The 24245-nt window shown below is 29.9% G+C and carries 24 protein-coding genes; 14 read left to right on the top strand and 10 right to left on the bottom strand.

The annotated features are described in order from the left end of the window. Positions 1–77 precede the first annotated feature (77 nt). From BTO18_RS07795 to BTO18_RS07775, 5 genes are all read left to right on the top strand, one after another. Complete coding sequence (locus BTO18_RS07795; RefSeq protein WP_105015687.1) at positions 78–1541, top strand: serine hydrolase domain-containing protein; 1464 nt, start codon at positions 78–80, stop codon at positions 1539–1541. 63 nt (positions 1542–1604) lie between these two features. Then, positions 1605–2156, top strand: coding sequence for an RNA polymerase sigma factor (locus BTO18_RS07790; protein WP_211295586.1), 552 nt, complete (start codon positions 1605–1607; stop codon positions 2154–2156). Positions 2157–2158: 2 nt separating this feature from the next. Next, complete coding sequence (locus tag BTO18_RS07785) at positions 2159–2950, top strand: HEAT repeat domain-containing protein (protein WP_105015685.1); 792 nt, start codon at positions 2159–2161, stop codon at positions 2948–2950. A gap of 91 nt (positions 2951–3041) precedes the next feature. Continuing rightward, complete coding sequence (locus BTO18_RS07780; protein WP_105015684.1) at positions 3042–3959, top strand: DUF4097 family beta strand repeat-containing protein; 918 nt, start codon at positions 3042–3044, stop codon at positions 3957–3959. 2 nt (positions 3960–3961) lie between these two features. Beyond that, positions 3962–4789: a DUF4097 family beta strand repeat-containing protein gene (locus tag BTO18_RS07775; RefSeq protein WP_105015683.1), complete on the top strand. Its 828-nt coding sequence runs from the start codon at positions 3962–3964 to the stop codon at positions 4787–4789. Between the two features lie 64 nt (positions 4790–4853). Here BTO18_RS07775 and BTO18_RS07770 read toward each other — a convergent pair whose 3' ends face one another. The 6 genes from BTO18_RS07770 to BTO18_RS07745 all read right to left on the bottom strand — a co-directional run bounded on the left by BTO18_RS07770 (position 4854) and on the right by BTO18_RS07745 (position 12905). Beyond that, positions 4854–5825 (bottom strand): M20/M25/M40 family metallo-hydrolase, encoded by a 972-nt coding sequence (locus BTO18_RS07770; RefSeq protein ID WP_105015682.1) that lies wholly within the window; start codon positions 5823–5825, stop codon positions 4854–4856. 79 nt (positions 5826–5904) lie between these two features. Then, a complete protein-coding gene (locus BTO18_RS07765; RefSeq protein ID WP_105015681.1) occupies positions 5905–6798 on the bottom strand; it encodes a septum formation inhibitor Maf in 894 nt (297 codons plus the stop codon). A gap of 117 nt (positions 6799–6915) precedes the next feature. Beyond that, entirely contained in the window at positions 6916–8730 is a 1815-nt protein-coding gene (locus BTO18_RS07760; protein WP_105015680.1) for an acyl-CoA dehydrogenase FadE, read from the bottom strand. Positions 8731–8758: 28 nt separating this feature from the next. Beyond that, complete coding sequence (locus BTO18_RS07755; RefSeq protein WP_105015679.1) at positions 8759–9949, bottom strand: acetyl-CoA C-acyltransferase; 1191 nt, start codon at positions 9947–9949, stop codon at positions 8759–8761. Positions 9950–10021: 72 nt separating this feature from the next. Then, a complete protein-coding gene (locus BTO18_RS07750; protein ID WP_105015678.1) occupies positions 10022–12427 on the bottom strand; it encodes a 3-hydroxyacyl-CoA dehydrogenase/enoyl-CoA hydratase family protein in 2406 nt (801 codons plus the stop codon). A gap of 22 nt (positions 12428–12449) precedes the next feature. Continuing rightward, positions 12450–12905: a MarR family winged helix-turn-helix transcriptional regulator gene (locus BTO18_RS07745; RefSeq protein ID WP_105015677.1), complete on the bottom strand. Its 456-nt coding sequence runs from the start codon at positions 12903–12905 to the stop codon at positions 12450–12452. Between the two features lie 170 nt (positions 12906–13075). Between BTO18_RS07745 and BTO18_RS07740 the strand changes: the two genes are divergently transcribed. Genes BTO18_RS07740 through BTO18_RS07715 form a run of 6 tightly spaced genes read left to right on the top strand, consistent with a single transcriptional unit; the run spans position 13076 to position 18813 of the window. Then, entirely contained in the window at positions 13076–14005 is a 930-nt protein-coding gene (locus BTO18_RS07740; protein ID WP_105015676.1) for an ABC transporter ATP-binding protein, read from the top strand. Between the two features lies 1 nt (position 14006). Continuing rightward, on the top strand, positions 14007–15332 hold the full coding sequence (locus tag BTO18_RS07735; protein ID WP_105015675.1) for an ABC transporter permease: 1326 nt from the start codon (positions 14007–14009) through the stop codon (positions 15330–15332). Beyond that, positions 15333–16196: a mechanosensitive ion channel family protein gene (locus BTO18_RS07730; protein WP_105015674.1), complete on the top strand. Its 864-nt coding sequence runs from the start codon at positions 15333–15335 to the stop codon at positions 16194–16196. Positions 16197–16212: 16 nt separating this feature from the next. Continuing rightward, positions 16213–17082: a DUF6268 family outer membrane beta-barrel protein gene (locus tag BTO18_RS07725; protein WP_105015673.1), complete on the top strand. Its 870-nt coding sequence runs from the start codon at positions 16213–16215 to the stop codon at positions 17080–17082. Then, positions 17082–18245 carry a sigma-54-dependent transcriptional regulator gene (locus BTO18_RS07720; protein WP_105015672.1) on the top strand — a complete coding sequence of 388 codons (1164 nt, stop codon included), beginning with the start codon at positions 17082–17084 and terminating at the stop codon, positions 18243–18245. Before BTO18_RS07725 ends, BTO18_RS07720 begins: the two co-directional genes overlap by 1 nt. A 4-nt stretch (positions 18246–18249) precedes the next feature. Then, positions 18250–18813, top strand: a complete 564-nt coding sequence (locus BTO18_RS07715) for a hypothetical protein (RefSeq protein ID WP_105015671.1) — start codon at positions 18250–18252, stop codon at positions 18811–18813. 32 nt (positions 18814–18845) lie between these two features. Here BTO18_RS07715 and katG read toward each other — a convergent pair whose 3' ends face one another. Beyond that, positions 18846–21077 (bottom strand): catalase/peroxidase HPI, encoded by a 2232-nt coding sequence (gene katG / locus BTO18_RS07710; RefSeq protein ID WP_105015670.1) that lies wholly within the window; start codon positions 21075–21077, stop codon positions 18846–18848. 277 nt (positions 21078–21354) lie between these two features. Here katG and BTO18_RS07705 point away from each other — a divergent pair, with 277 nt between their 5' ends. The 3 genes from BTO18_RS07705 to BTO18_RS07695 all read left to right on the top strand — a co-directional run bounded on the left by BTO18_RS07705 (position 21355) and on the right by BTO18_RS07695 (position 22673). After that, complete coding sequence (locus tag BTO18_RS07705; RefSeq protein WP_105015669.1) at positions 21355–21996, top strand: peroxiredoxin; 642 nt, start codon at positions 21355–21357, stop codon at positions 21994–21996. Between the two features lie 63 nt (positions 21997–22059). Next, positions 22060–22368, top strand: coding sequence for a thioredoxin family protein (locus BTO18_RS07700; RefSeq protein ID WP_105015668.1), 309 nt, complete (start codon positions 22060–22062; stop codon positions 22366–22368). A 47-nt stretch (positions 22369–22415) separates the two neighbouring features. Next, a complete protein-coding gene (locus BTO18_RS07695; protein WP_105015667.1) occupies positions 22416–22673 on the top strand; it encodes a DUF6952 family protein in 258 nt (85 codons plus the stop codon). A 58-nt stretch (positions 22674–22731) separates the two neighbouring features. Here BTO18_RS07695 and BTO18_RS07690 read toward each other — a convergent pair whose 3' ends face one another. The 3 genes from BTO18_RS07690 to BTO18_RS17615 are packed head-to-tail and all read right to left on the bottom strand — an operon-like array spanning position 22732 to position 24160. Further along, positions 22732–23232 carry a cupin domain-containing protein gene (locus tag BTO18_RS07690; RefSeq protein WP_105015666.1) on the bottom strand — a complete coding sequence of 167 codons (501 nt, stop codon included), beginning with the start codon at positions 23230–23232 and terminating at the stop codon, positions 22732–22734. A gap of 2 nt (positions 23233–23234) precedes the next feature. After that, the gene (locus BTO18_RS07685) at positions 23235–24002 is read right to left on the bottom strand and encodes an SGNH/GDSL hydrolase family protein (RefSeq protein WP_105015665.1); all 768 of its coding nucleotides are present in this window, start codon (positions 24000–24002) and stop codon (positions 23235–23237) included. Beyond that, positions 23999–24160 carry a hypothetical protein gene (locus tag BTO18_RS17615; protein WP_170063243.1) on the bottom strand — a complete coding sequence of 54 codons (162 nt, stop codon included), beginning with the start codon at positions 24158–24160 and terminating at the stop codon, positions 23999–24001. Before BTO18_RS17615 ends, BTO18_RS07685 begins: the two co-directional genes overlap by 4 nt. Between the last annotated feature and the right edge of the window lie 85 nt (positions 24161–24245).

Below are 24245 nucleotides of genomic sequence, written 5' to 3'. Positions count from 1 at the left end.
AGCAATGGAATCTCTTTTTTTTTGTAACAATTTTTAAGATTGATGGTATATCTGTTTTCAAATAAACAATCTTTAAAATGAAAATTCACAACCACCCAATCATTAAAAATCTTATCGTCTTCTTTATTTTATTATTTATGATTTCTTGTCAAAAACAAAAAAACGAAAAAGATGAAACTTCAAATAGTAAAATTAGAAGTTATGTAAAACATATTATTAAAAGACATCAAATTCCTGGGGTTTCTTTGGCGATCATAAAAAATGATTCCATTTTGATGCAAGAACATTTTGGAAAAGCAAATTTAGAACACAATGTCTCACTTTCTGATAGTTCTATTTTTAGAGTCTATTCTTTAACCAAATTGCCAGTTGCTGTTGCTCTTTTTCAATTAATAGAAAAAGAAAAATTGTATTTAAAAGATGAGGTTTCTAAATATGTAGATTCTCTTCCAGAAACTTGGAATTCAGTTCAAATTAAACATTTAATAACCCATTCTTCTGGGTTGCCAAAAATGAGAAGTTTTCCTAATCTTGAAAAATTAACTGAACTAGAAGTTAAGGATTTAGTTTACAAAGAAAAACTTCTTTTTGAAAAAGGAGAAAAATACGATTATAATCAAACCAATTTTTGGCTATTAAAAAAAATAATTGAAAAGGTTTCTGGCGAATCTTTTAGTGGTTTTATTCTAAATAATCAGTTTGAGAAAGAAGGAGAGAACGTCTTTTTCTCTTCAAATTCAAAACAAATTGTTCAAAATAGAGTTACAGCCTATTTTCCTTTTGAAACAGGAAAAATTCAAATAGATCATCCAACTTTAGTTGGTAATTATATGTTAGCTGCAAATGGTTTAAATATTACATTGAACGAATTTATAAAGTGGGATAAAAGACTCAAAAAAAATCAACTTTTAAAACCAGAAACAAAACAAAAAATGTGGGAAACTTTTCCGTATTCAAAATCTAGTAAAGTTTTCACAAATGGTTGGGACAAGAGAATCATCAACAAAAATATTTCTTACGGTTTTTCTGGTTCTTTAGTTACTGCATATCGAATTTTTCCAGATAAAGATTTGAGCATTATTTTTTTAGCAAATGGAATGGGTAATTATTTTAATATCGAAAATATCATTAATCATATTGCAAATTTAGTTGATAATGATATTGTAGATGTTAATAATTTAGTTTTCGAAAAATTATCTCAATCTATTGTTGATAAAGATTTGGACGAATTTAAAAAAGTGTATTCATCAATAGAAAAAGATATTAATTTTAAAAACATCAATTTACAAAATTTGGTTAACGATGTTGGCTATCAATTGATAAACCAAAGAAGAATGGAGAAAGCGATTATAGTTTTTACTTTTAATACCCAAGAAAACCCTACATCAGCAAATACTTTTGATAGTTTAGCAGAAGCATATTATAGAAGTTATAATGACAGTTTAGCGATTAAAAATTATCAAAAAGCAGTTGATTTAGGAGGCACAAATGGGAATGCAAAAAGAATGTTAGAAAGAATATCTAAAAATAAAATTGATTAATTTGTAACGTTTTAAAAATAGAACAGTATAACTGTTCAGAAAACCAACCAAACCAATATAAAGTTGAATACATTATCAGATAATGCATTAATGTTAAAAGTAAAAGAAGGCGAAATCCACAAGTTGGGTTTGTTGTACGAACGTTACAAAAAGAGATTGTTTGGCTTTTTTTATCAAATGAATAAAAATGCAAGTTTAAGTGAAGATTTAGTGCAAAATGTTTTTATAAGAGTCTTAAAATACAAACATACGTTTCATGATAAAAGTAAATTTATCACATGGATTTTTCAAATTGCTAGAAATGAAATTTATGACGAATTTAAGAAAGCGAAAAAAGAAAATCATAATGATTTAGAAACGGTTTCTTATTTTTTAAGTAGTGATAAAAACATTGAAGGAGATTTAGAAGAAAATGAGAATAAAATCAACTTAAAAAAAGCAATCGCAAAATTATCACCAGAAAAAAAAGAACTGATAGTTTTAAGTAAGTTAAAAGAATTAAAATATAGAGAAGTTGGAGAAATTGTTGGTTGTACAGAAGGCGCAGCAAGAACTAAAGTGCACAGAGCTTTAAACGATTTAAAACAGATTTATCTAACCCTAGAAAACGCATAAAGATGGATTATAAAGAATTTGAAAATAGCATTGTAGATTATTTATCAGAAAATCTATCTACAGAAAAAAATAAAGAATTTGAAGGGTTTTTGAAAGCAAATCCAGAATTTCAAAAAGAATTCAATCTTACAAAATCTTTCTGGAATGAGAGTTTAGAAGAAGTGCCAACACCATCATCTAAAATGGATATGGACTTTTATAGTATGTTAAAAGCGGAAGAAGAAAAAGCAAATCAGGTTTCAATGATAACTAAAATTCAAAACTTTTTTTCGTTGAAACTTGTAAAACAGTTTGCCTATACTTTAGCTATTTTAACCATTGGTTTTTTTGTAGGAAATTGGTTTAATACAAGTGATAATTTATCCGAAGAAAAAATAGAAGTTGCGCAAAAAGAGACACAAGATGTGCGTTCTCAATTGGTATTGACGTTATTAGATCAGCCATCAGCTAACAAAAGGTTACAGGCTGTAAATGAGGTGAATAAATTGAATAAAGTTACCAAAATCATTATAAAAGCATTGTTTTCTACCTTAAATAAAGATGAAAACGTAAACGTGCGTTTATCAGCATTAGAAGCTTTAAAAAAATATACAGAAATCCCTTTGGTTAGAGAAGGTTTAATATCATCAATTGCCAATCAAACATCACCATTGGTACAAATGGAATTAGCAGATTTAATGGTGGTTTTGCAAGAGAAAAAGGCAGTAAAATCTTTTGAAAAGTTAATTGATAAAGAAGATGTAAATACTAGTGCAAAACAAAAAATGAAAGAAAGTATACAGAGTATCATATAACAATAAATTATATAAAATTTGATGTAACTGGCAAATCCTAGGTCGCTTTTTACAGAGAGAAACAATAGTCATTCATCAAAATTATACACAAATGAAAATTTTAAAAACAATAGTAGTATTATGTGCTTTTTGTATAGCTACAAAAGTTGATGCACAACGTTATCAAAAAGATAAAAAATTAAAAGAAACTGAAACTATAACTAAAGAATTAAATTTTAATCGAAATTCATCAGACAACATTTTAGTAGTAGATAATGTTTACGGTTCAATTGATGTTCAAGGATATTCTGGAAACACAATACAAGTAGAAGTTGTTAAAACAGTAAGTGCAGATACTAAAGACGAATTACAAAAGGGCAAAGAAGAAATAGGGATAAAAACAGCTAAAAAAGACGATGCAGTTTATGTTTATATGAATTCTCCCTACACAAAATTCGATATAGAAACAGGTAATTATGAACATCATGAATTTAATTTTAGCTCTAGAAGAAGTTACAAACATCGTAAAAAACGCATGTATAAATATCGGTTAGATTTTAAAATTAAAGTTCCAAAAAATACGAGTATAGATGTTAAAGCAGTAAATAATGGAAATATTAAAATAGTTGATGTTCAAGGAAAATTATTAATTGTTAAAAATATAAATGGTGCAATAGATATGAAAAATGTTTCAGGAATAACTGACGTAAATGCTTTAAACAAAGACATAACTATCACCTATGCAGAAAATCCTGAAGAAGAAAGTTTTTACAACTCTCTAAATGGAGATATCACTGTAAAATTTCAAGATAATTTAAACGCTAGTATTAGTTATAAAACAATGAATGGGGGTTTTTACACCAATTTTGATGTAAGCAAAACAACGCCTCAATTCAAGTCTACCAAAGAATACAGCAAAAAAGGAACAAAGTTTAAAATAAATTCAAACAAACAATTTAAAATAGGAAATGGTAAAGTTCATTTACATTTTAATCAGTTAAATGGTGATGCCATCGTAAAAAAGATATAATCATGAAAAAACAGAAATTAAAAATAATTTTAACCAGCTTAATTTTTTTATTTGTAATAAAAATACAAGCTCAACAAACAGTAAACATACCATTATCAAATCCAGATAAAGAAGGATTTTTAAAAATGGGTATCATTAATGGATCTATAACAATTAAAGGTACAAACACTAAAGAAGTAATTGTAAAGGGAATAAAAGTTAGCAAAGAAAAGAAATATTATAGTGGTAGAAAAACAAGTAAAAATGATGTTAGTGGTTTAAAGAGGATAACTAATAATTCTTTAGAATTCAGTGCAGAGGAATATGATAATGTAGTTCGTGTAAGTAGCACACCTCATGGAACTACAGATTTTGAAATTGAAGTTCCTAAAAACTTTTCGCTTAAAGTATCTACCATTAATAGAGGAAATATTTACATAGAAAATGTAAATGGTACAATGGATGTGAGTAATATAAATGGTAAAATTACGCTAAAAGATATTAGTGGTTCTGTAAGTGCAGATGCTTTAAATAAAGGTGTTGTTGCAAATTTTATAAAGGTAACTCCAGATGCACCCATGGCTTTTAGCAGTATGAACGGAGATTTAGACATTACTTTTCCAAAAGATTTTAAAGCTGATGTTAAAGTAAAATCTGATAGAGGAGAAATTTTTACAGATTTCGATTTAAAAACCAAACCTAACACTACAACTGTTACTAAAGGAGAAAATAGTAGAGGTAATGCCTATAGAGTAAAAGTAGAAAAATGGATAACAGGTTCTATTAATGGAGGAGGAGCAGAGGTACTTTTTAAAAACTTTAATGGAGATATAATTATTAGAGCTAAATAAATCAATCAAAATAACTTTCAACAAAAAAAGAGCTTACAATTTCTGTAAGCTCTTTTAATTTTAATTAATCATCATACAAGTGCTGATCTAAATTTTCAATAGCTTGTATTACAATTTTTACAGCTTCAATATAAAATTCTTCATTAATTGTTGCGTAAGTATCTGTATGTCTGTGATAATCTTTATGATCAGGAACCCCAAAATAAATGAACGGAATGTTTTCTCGATGAAAAATCTTATGATCTGAAGAATATGTCCAGTCAGCTTGTTCTCTATTATTAGGGTCATCATGCCCAAAAAGCAACATTATTTTTTCTGAATAAATGTCTTCTAAAGGATCTCTTAAATCAGGATGATGATAAAGTCCTGAGCCAAATAATTCAGGGTCATAATCACTATGAGCAATCATGTCTAAATTTATATTTAATGCTATATTTTCTTTATTCCCATAATTCTTTAAAAAATGATCAGCACCTAAAGAGCCTACTTCTTCTGCATCAACAGCAACAAAAACCAAATTATGTTTGGTAGGCTTATTTCTAAAATAGTCAGCAATAGTAAAAAGAGCTGCAGTACCAGAAGCATTATCATCTGCACCATTATAAATCTTACCATTTCTGATGCCTAGATGATCAAAATGAGCGGTAATTATAATATCCTTATTTGTCTCTCCTTTAAACATACCAAAAGCATTGCCTCCAACAATTGTAGTGTCTGGTACATTAGAAAAATCATCAAAAGGTTTCTTTTTTATAGGAAACGTTTCTTGTCTAATTTTTTTAGTTAGTGTAGAAGAAAATTCTTGCTCGTAGCTACCATTAACTGGTTGTAAACCAGCCTCTTTAAATTTTTCTACTATAAATTTTCTTGCTCTATAATTAGATGGACTACTAAACAATCTTCCTTCATAGGAATCGTCAGATAAAGTACGAACATTATCTAGTAGTACAGTAGTATCAATTTCAATGTTTTTTGGCTTTTTGCAACCTACAATAATTATAAGGATTGCCATTAAAGAGAATATTGTTTTTCTCATGGTTTATAGTTATAATAAGTCAGGGAGGACTTTGCAAATATATGTAAAACGTTTATTAAGAAAAACTTTTTCAATAAAATTATTTAAGGCCTAAAATATCTCTGAAATTACCATCTATCTTCTGATTTTTATTCCAATATTTAATTTTTATAGTTTTAACTTTTTCTGCTTTAGAAATATACTTTTTCCCTTTTATCAATAAGGTTTCTTCCCAATTATTAATTAGATAAGGAGCCTTATTACTAAAAGTGATTACCAAGACTCTATTTAACTCTGTATAGTTAATAGTATAAGTAAAATTAGAACTCTCTTTATTTAATGATGTTAAAGCGTCATAAGCTTTAATTTTTCTATGATTTAAAGCTAAATATTCAAAAGAAGGAATCAGTTTCACATTACCAATAGGTAGTTTTTCTGGAGCTATTCTTATCAAATTCCAAACCTCATTTTCTAATATATTTTTTTCTAAAGTAATTTTTCTATCAGTATTACTTTCAAAATAGGAATAAAAAGCGATTTCAAAATCAGATCTATTATTTAGTTGTGCAAAAGTATTTCCACACCATTCTTGGCTCGAAAAAGAAATTTTAATTGCTTGTTCATCGATGTTAACAGGAGAGAAGGTGCTTGTCATTATAGAATATGGATAAATACCTGTTACAAATTTTTTAGTACTATTTAGTTTTAAAATAGGAATATTTTTATCATTTTGATAATCTGCTTTTACCTGTTTTTTAGGTAAAAAAGGTTCAGTTACAAAAATGTTTACAGCTGTTCCTTCATGAATTTCTCCATATCTATATTGTGATAATTTATAGGATGTAATTTCTGCAGTTCCATCATACCAATAGTTACTGAATTCTTTTGTTGGTTGATATTTTTTCGCGTTTTCTTCTACTATTTCTGGTGTTGATTTCTTATCAGAACAAAAAATAAGTAAAAAAGTCATCAATAGTAAACTATAATATTTCATGTAGATATTTTTAAAACACTAAATTAATGAATAAAAAAAGACCATCAAAAAATGATGGTCTTTAAACAAACAACTAAATTCTAAAACTTTGATCGTTTTAAAAATTCTTAAATTTTATTAGAAACAGTATTTATTTTCTGCTTTCATTTTTTCTGCAATTGTGTTGCGTAATGCAACTACATTTGGATAATTAGCGTATTTTGTAAAACGCTTTAAGCCCATCAATAACATTCTTTGCTCATCACCTTCAGCAAAAGAAACAATACCTTCTCTACCATTTTTAGCGATAATTTCTACTGCATTGTATAAGTACAATCTTGCCATTGCAATTTGTCCTTCTTGTGCATCTTCACCAAAACGTTTTGCATTTTTCTCTGCACGTAATAAAGTAGATTCTGCCATATATACTTCGTTAAGAATATTTGCAGCAGCCATTAATAACTGTTGATGTTGTTCTAAATCTGGCCCAAATTTCTGAATTGCAGAACCTGCAACCATTAAAAAGACTTTCTTCATTTTAGCAATCATTTCTTTTTCTTCAGCAAATAATTCTGAATAATCTGGAGTATCAAAAGAAGGAATTCCCATTAATTCATCAGCAACTGCAGTAGCTGGCCCTAATAAATCTACATGTCCTTTCATTGCTTTTTTAATTAACATACCAACAGCTAACATTCTGTTAATTTCGTTAGTTCCTTCGTAAATACGAGCAATTCTTGCATCTCTCCAAGCTGCTTCCATTGGTGTTTCTTCAGAGAACCCCATTCCTCCAAAAATCTGAATTCCTTCATCTGCACAAGCTTGTACGTCTTCTGAAACTGTTACTTTTAGGATAGAACATTCAATTGCATATTCTTCTACACCTTTTAATTCTGCTTCTTGATGTGTATTGCCAGAAGCTAAACGCATTGCAATTCTATCTTCAATATCTTTTGCAGCTCTATAACTTGCAGATTCTCCAGCATAAGTATTTGTTGCCATTTCAGCTAATTTTGCTTTGATAGCACCAAAATCTGCAATAGGTGTTTTAAATTGTTTACGTTCTGTAGCATATTGTAAAGCAGTATTTAAAACTCTCCTTTGAGAATCTAAACAAGCAGCAGCCAATTTAATACGACCAACATTTAGTGCATTTACTGCAATTTTAAATCCACCACCTCTAACAGATAACATATTTTCTACAGGAACAACTGTGTCATTAAAAAACACTTGTCTTGTAGATGAAGCACGAATACCTAATTTATGCTCTTCTTCACCCAGAGTAATTCCATTTGGATTTGCAGCATCATATTCAACTATAAATCCTGTGATATTTTTATCATCTTCAATACGTGCAAAAACAATCATCAAATTACAAAAACCTGCATTTGAAATCCACATTTTTTGCCCGTTGATTTTGTAAGATTTTCCATCAGCAGAAATTTCAGCAGTTGTTTTTCCTGAATTTGCGTCAGAACCAGCGCCTGGTTCAGTTAAACAATAAGCACCCATCCATTCTCCAGAAGCTAATTTTGGTACATATTTTTGTTTTTGTTCTTCTGTACCATATAAAGTAATTGGCATTGTTCCGATTCCTGTATGTGCACCAAAAGCAGTACTTAAAGAACCATTTCCACTTGAAATATATTCACAAGTAATCATTGTTGATACAAAACCCATTCCCATTCCTCCATATTCTTCAGGAACAGCAACACCTAAAAAGCCAAGTTCACCCGCTTTTTTCATTACTTCTTCTGTTAAAGCATAATCTTTTGCTTCAAATCTGTCTCTATGTGCAACTATTTCTCTGTCTGTAAATTCTCTTACAGCTTCTTTCATCATTACTTGCTCTTCAGAAAAATCTTCTGGAGTAAATATATCTTCGCACTTTGATTCTTTTACAAGGAATTGACCTCCTCTTAAAATCTCTTTTTCTGTTGCTTCTACACTCATATTTTATAATATTATAATTTCTTTAATTTTAGTTTAGGAATTCAAAAATTCCTGCAGCACCTTGTCCTGTTCCTACACACATAGTTACCATTCCATATTTTCCTTGCATATTTCTTTTACGCATTTCATCAAATAACTGAACAGACAATTTTGCTCCTGTACAACCTAAAGGATGACCTAATGCAATTGCGCCACCATTTACATTGATGATGTCTGCATCTAAACCTAATTCACGAATTACAGCTAAAGATTGAGAAGCAAATGCTTCGTTTAATTCAATTAAGCTGATATCTTCCTGTTTTAATCCTGCTTGTTTTAATGCTTTTGGAATTGCAGCTACAGGGCCAATTCCCATAATTCTTGGAGGAACACCAGCAGCAGCATAACTTACCATTCTAGCAATTGGTTTTATGTTTAATTCTTTTACCATTTCTTCACTCATCACCATAACAAAAGCAGCACCATCACTAGTTTGTGAAGAATTACCAGCAGTTACACTTCCACCAGCTGCAAAAACTGGTTTTAAACGTTGCAAACCTGCAATATTAGAACCTTTTCTAGGGCCTTCATCTTTAGTTACTGTATATTTTCTTGTTGCTTTTTTACCTTTTGCATCTATATAAGTTTCCTCAACTTCGATAGGTACTATTTGATCTTGAAAACGATTTTCTTCTTGTGCTTTTAATGCTTTTAAATGAGAGTTTAAAGCAAATTCATCTTGGTCTTCTCTAGAAACTTTAAATTGATCTGCAACAGCTTCTGCTGTATTTCCCATTCCCCAGTAATAATCTGCATGACCTGCAGCAACTGTATCGTAATTCAATTCTGGTTTAAAACCTGTCATTGGCACAGAACTCATACTTTCTGCTCCACCAGCAATGATACAATCTGCCATACCAGATTGAATTTTTGCAACTGCCATTCCAATAGTTTCTAATCCTGAAGAACAAAAACGATTTACGGTTACACCAGGAACTTCTTCAATTTTTAATCCCATTAAAGAAATTAAACGAGCCATATTCAATCCTTGAGAACCTTCTGGCATTGCATTACCTACAATAACATCATCAATTCTTGTTTTATCGAATTCTGGTAAATTTTTCATTAAATGTTCGATAGTTTCAGCAGCCAACTCATCAGCTCTTTTAAAGCGGAGTGCGCCTCTTTTAGATTTTGTTACTGCTGTTCTATATCCTTGTACTATATATGCTGTTTTCATTTTTTTTAAGATTTTTAGAGTCAAGAATCAAGAGACAAGACTGTCTTGGTTCTTTTATCTTGGTTCTTGTTTCTAATTACGTAATGGTTTACCTGTCTTCAACATATGTTGAATTCTTTCTAAGGTTTTTCTTTCAGTACAAAGTGACAAAAACGCTTCACGTTCTATATCTAATAAATACTGCTCAGAAACTTTAGTTGGTTCTGATAAATCTCCACCAGCCATTACATAAGCTAGTTTATTTGCTATTTTTTGATCGTGTTCTGAAATAAATCTACTTGCTTGCATTGAGTCTGTTGCAACCATAAATGCTCCTAAAGCTTGTTTTCCTAAAACTAACACATCTTTACGAGCTGCAGGTTGTGTGTAACCAGCTTCAGCCATTAATAAAGCGTGTTTTTTAGCTTCGGCTATTTGTCTGTCTTTATTAACAACCACAACGTCTTTTCCTTTTTGAAGTAAACCTAAATCAAAAGCTTCATAAGCAGAAGTTGCTACTTTTGCCATACCAATTGTTAAAAAGTATTCTTGTAAAACATTCAATTGAACATCTCCTTTTCTAAAGGTGTCTTGAGCTCTTAAAGCCATTTCTTTAGAACCACCTCCACCAGGAATTACACCAACTCCAAACTCTACAAGTCCCATATAAGTTTCTGCAGCTGCAATAACTTTATCTGCGTGCAAAGAAATTTCACAACCACCTCCTAAAGCCATTCCATGAGGAGCAGAAATAGTTGGTATTGAAGAATAACGCATACGCATCATTGTGTCTTGGAAATACTTGATTGCCATATTTAGCTCATCATATTCTTGCTCTGCAGCCATCATAAAAATCATTCCAATATTGGCACCAACAGAAAAGTTTGCTGCTTGATTACCAACAACTAATCCTTGATAGTTTGTTTCTGCTAAATCAATTGCTTTGTTAATTGCAGCTAATACATCACCACCAATGGTATTCATTTTAGATTGAAATTCTAAATTTAAAATTCCATCTCCTAAATCTTCGATTACAGCACCAGAGTTTTTCCAAACTTCGTTTGATTTTCTGATGTTGTCTAAGATGATAAATGAATCTTGACCTGGTTTTTTAACTTGTTCTTTTTTAGGAATATCATAATAAAAAGTTGCTCCATCTTTTATAGTGTAGAATGAAGTTTCTCCTTTTTCTAACATTTCTGTTACCCAAGTAGCAACTTTATGCCCTTCAGCTTTCATCAATTCTACACCTTCTGCAACACCAACTGCATCCCAAATTTGGAATGGTCCATGCTCCCAACCAAAACCTGCTCTTAAACCATCATCAATTCTATATAATTCGTCAGAAATTTCTGGAATTCTATTTTGAACATATGCAAACATTGCTGCAAATGATTTTCTGTAAAATTCACCAGCTTTGTCTTTACCTGCAACTAATACTTTAAATCTGTCAACAACATTATCAATCGTCTTTGTTAATTCTAAAGTTGCAAATTTTGCACGTTTCTTTTGTCTATATTCTAAAGTATTTAAATCTAATGATAAGATATTTCTCTTTCCATTAGCATCTTTAGTCATTTTGTAAAAACCTTGTTTGGTTTTACTACCTAACATTTTGTTTTCCATCATGTGGTTTACAAAATCAGGAATTACAAATTGATCTCTTGCTTCATCATCAGGACAATTGTCTTTTACACCATTTGCGGTATGCACTAAAGTATCTAAACCAACAACATCAATAGTTCTAAAAGTTGCAGATTTTGGACGACCGATAACTGGCCCTGTCAATTTATCAACTTCTTCAATGGTTAAATCCATCTCTTTTACAACATGGAATAAACTCATAATACCAAAAATTCCGATTCTGTTTCCAATAAAAGCTGGAGTATCTTTAGCTAAAACAGAAGTTTTACCTAAAAATTTATCACCATACATCATTAAGAAATCTGTTACTTCTTGTTTACAGTTTGGACCTGGAACAACTTCAAAAAGCTTTAAATATCTTGGTGGATTAAAAAAGTGAGTTACTGCAAAATGCTTTTGAAAATCTTCGCTTCTTCCTTCGTTCATAAACTTGATAGGAATACCAGAAGTATTAGAAGTAATCAAGGTACCAGTGGTTCTGTATTTCTCAATTTTTTCAAAAACAGATTTTTTGATATCTAAACGTTCTACAACAACTTCCATTACCCAATCTACATCTTTTATAAGATGCAAATCATCGTCTAAATTTCCTGTAGAAATTCTATTTGCAAATTCTTGTTTATAGATAGGAGAAGGTTTCGATTTTAAAGAAGCAGCTAAAGCATCATTTACCAATCTATTTCTTACAACCTTATCCTCTAATGTTAGTCCTTTTGCTTTTTCTTTCTCATTGATTTCTCTTGGAACAATGTCCAACAAAAGAACTTCTACACCAATGTTTGCAAAGTGACAAGCAATACCAGACCCCATAATTCCAGATCCAATAATTGCTACTTTTTTAATTCTTCTTGTCATTATATATTCAGTTTAGTACTTATTATTTGTCTTGTGATACAGTTTCAAAAATTTTCTTCTCTACTATTAATTTATTTATAGTAACCATTACTTTAAAAAAAGATTCCAATTCTTTTTCAGAAACATGTTCTCTAACAATATTGTTAAATTGATAAACATGACCTTTAGAAACTTTACGCATTTCTTTGCCATAATCTGTTAGTTTTATAATAACGCTTCTACCATCATCAGGATTTTTTTCTCTACAGATAGCACCTTTATCTTCCATCGTTTTTAAAATTCTAGAAAGACTTGTTGGTTCCATTCCCATTAAAGGACCTAAAGCTGTAGAAGGTGTTCCTTTAACTTTATCAATAGTTAATAGTACAAAAGCAGTAGCCATTGTACTATCGTGCTTGGCAGCTTGCTCATTATACATTTTTGCAACAGCTTGCCAAGTTGCTCTTAATTGGTGGTCTATTGAAACATTTTTATCCATTGTGTCAAAGATATGAAAATTTACTATGCGTGCATAGTAAATATAAAAAAAGTTATGCGTGCATAATAAATTTAACATTTTTTTTATGGTAACATTTTTCAAATTTTAATACTAATACTATTAAATACTTACATTTGTAATAATGCTATCTTAAATTTAAATAAGAATTGATGAGTAATTTACTAGAAATTAAAAATATTGTTAAAAAGTATGGAGATTATACTGCTCTAAATGATGTTTCTATCAATATACCAAAAGGAAGTGTATATGGCTTACTAGGCCCAAATGGGGCTGGAAAAACCTCTTTAATCAGAATTATTAACCAAATAACAATGCCAGATAGTGGAAGTATTTTGTTAGATGGTGAAACTTTAGCTTCAAAACATACTGCTGATATAGGCTATTTGCCAGAAGAACGTGGTTTATATAAATCTATGAAAGTAGGTGAGCAGGCTTTGTATTTAGCTCAATTAAAAGGATTATCTAAATCTGAAGCAAAAAAAAGGTTAAAATATTGGTTCGAGAAATTTGATATTTCTGCTTGGTGGGGCAAAAAAATTGAGGAACTTTCTAAAGGAATGGCTCAAAAAGTACAATTTATAGTTACTGTAATGCACAACCCAAAATTATTAATTTTTGATGAACCTTTTTCAGGTTTTGATCCTATTAATGCACAATTAATTGCTCAAGAAATCTTAAAATTAAGAGATGAAGGAGCAACAATTATCTTTTCAATACATAGAATGGAATCTGTTGAAGAAATGTGTGATGAAATTGCACTGATTGATAAATCTAATAAGATTTTGGATGGTAATTTAAATGATATTAAAAGAGAATTTAGAACTAATACATATCAAGTAGGCTTAACAACATCAAACAAAAAAGAAGTTGAATTGGCTTTACAAGAAAATTTTAGTGTTTTACCTCCAGATTTTAAACTACTAGGTGATGAATTAACAGTAAATGTTAAACTAGATAAAACCAAATCAGCTAATGATTTGTTATCTTTTTTAACAACTAGAGGACAAGTGCAACATTTTGTTGAATTAATACCAAGTGCTAACGATATATTTATTGAGGCAGTAAATAAAAATAGTTAAGATGAGTAAATTAAAATTAATTATAGAAAGAGAGTTTATTGCAAAAGTTCGTAATAAATCGTTTATAGTCATGACTTTTTTGAGTCCATTAATAATGGTAGGTATGGGAGCTCTTGTCTATTTTTTGATGAAAAAAAATGACGAAAAAATTAAAACTATAGTTTATGTAGATGAATCTAAATTATTTTCAAAAGATGATTTTAAAGACACTAAAACGATTCATTACAAAGATTTCACTACAGATGGAATTGTAGCAACAAAAAAGAAAGTAGAAGAAGGTAATTATTATGGAGCATTATATATCCCCAAAAAAGATAGTTTAGAAATTTTAGCAAATTCAATAGAATTTTACTCTAAAGATTCTCCAGGTTTATCAGTGATGAACTCTATTGAAAATAAAATTGAACGTAAATTAAGGAATGAAAAACTCAATAATTTTGGTATTGATTTGGAAAAAATTAACGCTTCCAGAATTCAATCTGATATTAAAATGTTTAACTTTTCAGGAGAAGAATCGTCCAAACTAATTAACGGTTTAAAAATTGGAGTAGGAGCTATAGCTGGTTATTTTTTAATGATGTTTGTAATGATTTATGGTACTTCAGTAATGAGAAGTGTTATAGAAGAAAAAACGAGTAGAATTATAGAAGTGATAGTATCTTCTGTGAAACCTTTTCAATTAATGTTGGGCAAAATTATTGGTAATGCTTCTGCAGGTTTATTACAGTTTATTGTTTGGGGTATTTTAATTTCTGTATTAGGTCTTGTATTAACCACAATTTTGGGTGTTGATATGAGTGAAATACAGACAGCAAATATGACTCCAGAACAATTAGAAGCAACAAAACAAGCTGCAAGTGGAGATAAAATGCAACTTATTTTACAAGAAATTGCAAGACTACCTTTATTAAAATTGTTTATTCTTTTTATATTTTACTTTTTAGGTGGTTATATGTTATACAGTTCATTGTTTGCTGCTGTTGGTGCAGCTGTTGATAATGAAACAGATACTCAACAATTTATGTTGCCAATTATGTTGCCTTTAATACTGGGAGTTTATGTTGGTTTTGCAACTGTAATTAGCGATCCTCATGGGCCAATATCTGTAGCTTTTTCATATATTCCTTTAACAAGCCCAATAGTAATGTTAATGAGAGTACCTTTTGGTGTATCTTGGGGAGAACTCGCAATTTCTATGTCATTATTAGTAATAACTTTTGTTTTTATGGTATGGTTAGCTGCTAAAATTTATAGAGTTGGTATTTTAATGTATGGTAAAAAGCCAACTTATAAAGATTTGTATAAGTGGATGAAATATAAAGGCTAAATGCAAGAAAAAATAGAACAAGTAAAAGAAACTATTGTAGAAGAAGCAAGTTCTATTTTAGATTATACTTTTATTTTTAGTAAAGAAATAAGCATTACTGTAAAAGGGTTATTATTTATCTTGATTGCATTAATAGTAGCTTCCTTAATTCTTAAATTTGTTAGAAGATTAATTACAAGAAAATTACCCGCAAACGATAAACAAAAATTTGTAGCCATGTTTGGCTATATAAGATGGTTTGTTTTTCTTATAATATTTTTAGCAGGAATGCATACAGCTGGTGTAAATGTAACTGCTGTTTTTGCAGCATCAGCAGCACTTTTAATTGGTGTTGGTTTGGCATTACAAACGCTATTTCAAGATATTATTTCTGGGATTTTTATTTTAGTTGATCAATCTGTTCATGTTGGAGATATTATTGAATTAGAAGGCAAAGTTGGTCGTGTTTTAGACATTCGTTTAAGAACCACAAGAGCTGTAACTATAGATAATAAAGTTTTGGTAATTCCAAATCATCTATATTTAACAAATATTCTTTTTAATTGGACAGAAAACGGAACAGAAACAAGAGAATCTGTAAATGTTGGAGTTGCATATGGAAGTGATGTTGAGTTGGTAAAAAAAACATTATTAGAGCAAGCTAAAAAGCACGAGAAGATTTTAAAAATTCCTGAACCTACTGTATTATTTTCAGATTTTGCAGACAGTTCATTGAATTTTAAATTGGTTTTTTCATTAAATAACAGTTTTGAAACTAGGTTTGTGCAAAGTGATTTGCGTTTTGCTATAGATAAAGCTTTTAGAGAAAATAATATTTCCATTCCATTTCCACAGAGAGATGTTCATCTGTTTCAGAAAAAATAGATAAAAATGAAAAATTATGCTCAAAAAAATAATAGTATTTCTATTCTTAACTGCCCATTCATTTACAAATGCACAGCTTACAGATTTAGCTAGAGTAGAGTATTCTTTTATTCCAAAAACAAAATCAGAAGATCAATATACAAGATTAAGAGCACTATTTAATTACCCTATAAAAGTTAAAGAAGATAGTTATTTTGTGGTTGGAATAGAATATAACAGAATTATTTTAAATTTAAGAGATACTTATCCTTTTGATATTTCCTTTCTAAATTCAATTACGGTTTTAGATTTAAATTTAGCTTACACTCATAAAATGAATGAGAATTGGAGAGTTGCTTATAGAATTACTCCAAGATTAGCATCTACATTAACAAATAAAATTACCAAAGACGATTTTTTTTTAAATGGAGGAGTATTTTTTATAAAAGACAGAACAAAAGCTACAGATTTAACACCTTATAGACTTATTTTAGGGCTAACTTATAATACAACTGCAGGAATTCCATTTCCTTTGCCTTTAATTAGTTATTTTAGACAATTCAATGAAAAATGGTCATACACAGTTGGTGTTCCAAAGATGAATTTAAAATATCGTTTTAACAATAAAAATAATGTACAAGCTTTTTTAGGGTTAGATGGTTATTTTGCACACATTCAGCAAGGAAAAATGGTACAAGGTCAGCAAGTAGATAATATTTCGCTATCAGTTGGTGTTGCAGGTTTTGGCTACGAATATGCTTTTACCAAAAATTTAGTTTGGTACGCTTACAGTGGTTATACTTTTAGGTTGAATAATATATTAAGAAACGAAAATAGAGATGATGTTTTTGCCCTAGATGATATCAACTCGTTTTATTTAAGATCAGGAATTAAATTTAGAATATAATGTCGAAAATATTGATAATTGAAGACGAAGCATCTATTAGAAGAGTTTTAAAAAAAATAATATCAGAAGAAAATGATGCTTATAATGTAGAAGAAGCTGAAGATGGCTTGCTTGGAATAGAAATGATAAAAAATAATGATTACGATTTGGTTTTATGTGATATTAAAATGCCAAAGATGGATGGTGTTGAGGTGTTAGAAAAAGCAAAGAAAATTAAACCAGAAATACCCATTGTAATGATTTCTGGTCATGGAGATTTAGACACTGCAGTAAATACAATGCGTTTAGGAGCTTTTGATTATATTTCTAAACCACCAGATTTAAATCGATTATTGAATACAGTTAGAAATGCTTTAGACAAAAAAGTATTGATTGTAGAAAATAAAAGACTTAAAAAGAAAGTTAGTAAAAATTATGAAATGATTGGTGAAAGTGATGCCATTAGTCATATTAAAGATATCATAGAAAAAGTTGCTGCCACAGATGCAAGAGTTTTAATTACAGGTCCAAATGGTACAGGAAAAGAATTAGTTGCACATTGGCTACATGAAAAATCAGATAGAGTAAAAGCACCAATGATAGAAGTTAATTGTGCTGCAATTCCATCAGAATTAATAGAAAGTGAGTTATTTGGTCATGTAAAAGGTTCTTTTACAGGTGCTAATAAAGACAGAGCAGGTAAATTTGAGGCTGCAAATAAAGGTACTATTTTTTTGGATGAAATAGGAGATATGAGCCTGTCTGCACAAGCAAAAGTTTTACGTGCTTTGCAAGAAAATAGAATTTCTAGAGTAGGTTCGGATAAAGATATTAAGGTAAATGTAAGAGTAGTTGCTGCAACTAACAAAGATTTAAAAAAGGAAATTGCAGAAGGCAGGTTTAGAGAAGATTTATACCATCGATTAGCAGTTATTTTAATAAAAGTGCCAGCCTTAAATGATCGAAGAGAAGACATTCCTTTATTGGTTGATTTCTTTTCTAAAAAGATTTCTGAAGAACAAGGCAACCCAAAGAAAACCTTTTCTGATGATGCTATTGAATTATTACAGCAATATGATTGGACAGGAAATATTAGAGAATTAAGAAATGTTGTAGAACGTTTAATTATTTTAGGTGAAAAGCAAGTTTCTAGTAGTGATGTAAAACTTTTTGCAAGTAAATAAGCTTATGTTGAAGATTTTTAAATTATCAAATTATAATAAAAGAGCTTTAATTGGTGGAATTATTGCAGCTATTTTTACAGGCTTTGGAGCTTTTGCTTTAGGAAGTATTAGTGGTTACGAAGCTAAAGAATTGATAAAATCTTCTTTGTCAGGTTTTATAATGCTTTGTAATACAATTGTTTTAGCTTCAGCAACTATATTAGCATTATTATTAACCTTGATAAGTGTAAGTTCTGGAACCAAAACAAACCTAAATAAAAGTCACTACAAACATGTAATATTAATAGCAAAAATTGATACAATAGTTTTTGTAGCTGCAATGATAATTTTTCAGTTTTTTAATTTACCAGTTACAGAATCTGAAAATGTACCTACAGAATGGTATGCTTACATATATTATTCAACTTTGGTAATATCTTCAATCTTAAGTGGAGGCTTAATATCTGTTGTTTTAATGCTTTTTAATGCTGTAACAAGTATTATTAAAGTTGTGGGTTTAGGTATAGAAGACCATCCGATTTTACTTAAAAAAGAAGATGAACAGGAAAATAAAAAAAATGAGGACTAATTTTTAGTCCTCATTTTTTAATTATAAAATTATTATTTCAAATCAAATCGATCTAAATTCATCACTTTAGTCCAAGCTTTAACAAAATCATTTACAAAACGTTCTTCACCATCATTTGCTCCATAAACTTCACAAACGGCTCTTAATTCTGTATTAGAACCGAAAATTAAATCTGCTCTAGTTCCAGAAAATTTCATTGCATTGGTTCTTCTATCTCGTCCAATAAATTGTTTTTCTTCAGAATTAGCAGCTTTCCAAGTTAAGGAGAAGTCTAAAATATTTGTAAAAAAGTCATTTGATAAAGTTCCTATGTTATCTGTAAAAACTCCGTTTTTAGAACCATCATAATTTGCTCCTAATACACGCAAACCACCAACTAAAGCTGTCATTTCTGGTATAGATAATGTTAATAAATTAGCTCTATCAACTAATAAATCTTCATCTGCAACCTCTAACTTGGGACTTATATAATTTCTAAACCCGTCAGCTAATGGCTCTAAATATCCAAAAGATTCTAAATCTGTTTGTTCTTGAGATGCATCACCTCTTCCTTGCGTAAAGTCAACAGAAATATTATATCCACCTTTACTTGCAGCTTCTTCAACAGCAGCTGTTCCAGCTAAAACAATCAAATCTGCCATTGAAATTGTTCCACTAAATTCATTTTGAATTCCTTCTAAAACAGATAAAACTTTGTTTAATTCTTCAGGATTATTTACTTCCCAGCTTCTTTGTGGTTCTAAACGTAAACGACCACCATTAGCTCCACCTCTTTTGTCTGATCCTCTAAAAGTTGAAGCAGAAGCCCAAGCTGTTTTTACTAATTCTGAAGTTGACAATCCAGAAGCTAAAATCATTTTCTTTAAAGCGTCAATATCAGCATCACTTAAAGTGTAATCTACTTTAGGAATTGGATCTTGCCAAATTAATTCTTCTTTTGGTACTTCTGGACCCAAATAACGATCAATAGGCCCCATATCCCTATGCGTTAATTTGTACCAAGCTCTTGCAAAAGCATCTTCAAAGGCTTTATGATCTTTATGAAAACGTTCAGAAATTTTTCTGTAGTCTGGATCCATTTTTAAAGCCATATCAGCAGTAGTCATCATTAGAGCTTGAGTTCCATTAGCATCACCAGCTTTAGGTGCTTTTTTTGCATCAGCATTACTAGGCGTCCATTGATGTGCACCTGCAGGGCTTTTAGTTAATTCCCAATCATAGTTTAATAAAACATCAAAATAATCAGCATCCCATTTTGTTGGGTTTGGTGTCCAAGCACCTTCAATTCCACTTGTAATTGCATCATCTAAAACACCAGATTGAAATGTGTTTTTCCAACCAGTACTCATTTCTTCTATTGAAGCTCCATGAGGTTCTGCACCAACATATTTATCTGGATCTGCAGCACCATGTGCTTTACCAAAAGTATGACCACCTGCAACTAGAGCTACAGTTTCTTCATCATTCATAGCCATTCTACCAAATGTTAGTTTAATGTCATGTGCAGATTTTAAAGGGTCTGGATTTCCATTTGGTCCTTCTGGATTTACATAAATCAATCCCATATGAACCGCTCCTAAATGTCCTTCTAAATCTCCATCAGAAGTGTCATATCTTTCATCATTATCTAACCAGCCAGTTTCACTTCCCCAGTAAATGTCTTGTTCTGGCTCCCAAACATCTTCTCTACCACCAGCAAAACCAAAAGTTGGGAATCCCATAGATTCTAAAGCACAATTGCCTGCTAAAATCATTAAATCTGCCCAAGAAATTTTGTTTCCATATTTCTTTTTTATGGGCCATAAAAGTAAACGTGCTTTGTCTAAATTTCCATTATCTGGCCAGCTATTTAAAGGGGCAAATCTGTGAGTTCCAGAACCAGCTCCTCCTCGTCCATCACCAACTCTATAGGTTCCTGCACTATGCCAAGCCATACGAATCATAAACCCTCCATAATGTCCATAATCTGCTGGCCACCAATCTTGAGAATCTGTCATTAAATCAATTACATCTTTTTTTAATTCTTCGTAATTAATACTGTTAAATGCTTCTGCATAATTAAAACCTTCACCTAATGGATCATTCTTTTTCGCATTTTGACGAAGGATATTTAATTTTAATTCATTTGGCCACCAATCTCTATTACTTGTCCCACCTCCAGCAGTTTTTTTTATTGAACCACTCATAAACGGACACTTTGGAACGGCTTCTGAATTGTTTACATCCCATGCTTTAAAATTTGAATCAGAATTATTTTTTTCCATGATAAATAAATTTAATTTGTTGCTTTTCAAATTTACAATATTTATTTAGATAATATTTATCTATAATTCTTATGTCAATATAGTTTTTAGCTATTAAAATTATCTTAAAATAAAGATAATCAGATGTTTAGATGTCTGTAAAATCTCTTAAAACATGGTATTGATAAAAGTTATTACAGTATAAAATAATTCTTATTTCAATACTTATTTATAAAGTTTTACGAGATTAATTTTGTGTAATAATTAATAGTATAACTTAAAAAAAGAAAACAAAAAAATGGCAACATTAGTAGGTAAAAAATTTCCAAATTTAAATGTAGATGCAATGAATGAAATGGGTGATACATTTAAACTAAATGTATTAGAAGAAGCAGTTAAAAACAATAAAAAAGTATTGTTATTCTGGTATCCAAAAGATTTTACATTTGTATGCCCAACAGAATTACATGCTTTTCAATCTGCATTATCAGAATTTGAAAAAAGAAATACAATTGTTATTGGTGCCTCTTGTGATACTCCAGAAGTACATTTTGCATGGTTAAGTACTTCTAAAGAAAATGGAGGTATAGAAGGTGTTACGTATCCAATTTTAGCAGATAGTAATAGAAACTTGTCGTCAATATTAGGTATTTTGGATATTACAAATGAAACTTTTGATGAAATAACACAAACGATTCAGGTTGAGGGAGACAACGTAACTTATAGGGCAACATATTTAATTGATGAAGAAGGAACAGTATTCCATGAAGGAATTAACCATATGCCAGTTGGTAGAAATGTAAATGAAATTTTACGTTTGATTGATGCTTACTCTCATGTTCAGAAAAATGGAGAAGTTTGCCCTGCAAACTGGGAAGAAGGAAAAACAGCAATGGCTCCAAATGCAAAAGAAACTGCTGCATATTTAGCAACTCACTAAAAACATCAACCAAATTAAATCCTTCCCTTTGTATAAGATTTAGGATGAGAAAAATAACAAAAAATGGTACAAGAATTAACAGAAGATAACTTACAAACTATCGTAGAAGGAAATGAGAAAGTAGTAGTACAGTATTCTGCTACTTGGTGTGGGAATTGTAGAATTATGAAGCCAAAATTTAAAAAATTAGCTTCAGAAAACGATGCAACAAAATTTGTAATTGTTGATGCAGAAAAATTTCCAGAAAGTAGAAAACTTGCTGACGTAAGTAATTTACCAACATTTGCAACTTTTGTTGGTGGAGAAAAGAAAAATCAAACACAAACTAATAAGTTTGATGTTTTAAAAGAGTTGGTGTCTGAAGTTATTTAGCTTTAGTTATTTCGAACTTGTTTCAGAATCTCATAAAACAAATATGAATGAAATTACCAATAATTAAACATTTAACTACTTTTATTGAGCAAAATGACGAAGATTATGTATTAGAAACCATAGATACTCTTGAAGCATTAACAGAAGTTTCATCATTAAAAGATGAGGAACTAGATGTTATAGGAGAGTTGATTTCTAATATGTATGGAGCAGTAGAAGTAAATAAAATGATAAAAGGAGGTACTCCAAAAAAGGAAGCGTTAAATTCTTTTATGAAACGTGTTTTAGGCTCAATAGACCAATAAAAAGTTTGAGTATTTAAATTTTAAAAAGATAAATCCCAAGTAAAAGCTTGGGATTTTATTATTGGTGTGTTAATTGTTCAATTATATATTTATGTTCAGGGAATTCAGTAATTAATTCTTTGCAAGAAGGTAATACAAAATCTTTAAAATCAAAACCAGGAGACACTGTACAACCTACAAAAGCAAAAGAATCTTTTTTAATGATTTCTGCAGCAAAATAAAAATGAGCGGGTACAGTAAACTGTGGAACTTCATTATTAAGGTAATCGTTTCCAATTAAAATATAAGAATATTTCCCTTCAGGAGAAATTAAATGTAATTTTAAGGTTGTACCTTCATAAAAATGCCATATTTCATCCTGTTGAATTTTATGAAAAGCAGAAAAATTTGCTGAAGTTAATAAGAAATAAATACTAGTACAGTAATTTCTATTTCCTTCAAAATATTCAGGTAAATTTTGTTCTAAAATAGCTCCTTTACTTCTATAAGTTTCTTTAAAATAGCCTCCTTCAGGATGCTTTTCTAATTCAAAATGGTTTATAATTTCTTTTGCTGTCATTATTAAAAACTATTTGATTTCATAATAAATTGTGCCATATCTTTTCCCCAAACTTGATACGTTAATTTAGAAGGATGCACACCATCACTAAAAAAAGTATCGATGTTACCATCTAATTGAAAACGTTCTTTCCAAGCTTCTAAAGTAACAATTTCATTATTGTAATGCACATTCGTTTTCTTTCTTACTCTTTTATATAATCGTTTTCCTAAAATCTCAACAAGATTACCAATCACAAATTTAATTGCTTTTGTAAACGCAGGAAATTCTTTAATAGGAGGCATGTTTGTAAAATAAATAGGTGTTTTAGGATATTTATGTTTTAAATTTTTTATCAATAAATTAATTTGATATATCCAAACTTCAGGTGAGTTGAGTTTAAAAGCATCATTGCCTCCAAGACCAATTACAATAATATCTGCATTGGTTTCTTCAATTTTTGGAAGCAATCTTTTTCTAACCATTTTAGCAGTAAAACCGCTTTTAGCATAAACTCTCCATAAAACAGAAATATTTTTTTCTTTTGATATTGTTGTTGCCAAAGCTCCAATAAAACCATTTTTATGAAAATCTACCCCAACCCCAGCTATAGTACTTTCTCCAATGGCTAAAATTTTGAGAGTTCTTTCTGATGTAGTTTTTATATAGCCTTTAGGTTCTTTCGCTTCAGGAAGTTTAGGTACATTTTTACGAATCTTTTTTCCTTGATAATACAAAAATGGTAAAAGTGGAAGTGAAATAACTACTCCTAAATAGTATTTTAAACTCATTCTTGTTCTTTTTTTATAGCATTGGCTTTTTTAATGATAGCTTTTAATTTTTCTTTATGTAATTTCTTTTCAAGCTTAATCTTATTGATTTTCTGTTGCATCAGTTTAGAGTGCTTTGCTTTATTTAAAGTGTTTTTTGCTTTTCCTTTTTTAGGCATTTTAGGAGGAAGTTTTACATTAAGAATTAAGAAAAAATATCAGCATTTTCTGATATCTATCTCAACAAATATAATCCAAATTGAA

Origin of the sequence: Polaribacter porphyrae (assembly GCF_002954685.1) — a bacterium.
GTDB classification, from domain to species: domain Bacteria; phylum Bacteroidota; class Bacteroidia; order Flavobacteriales; family Flavobacteriaceae; genus Polaribacter; species Polaribacter porphyrae.
Note: the sequence above shows the minus strand (reverse complement) of the source record. Positions and strands in the feature narration are given on the sequence as shown.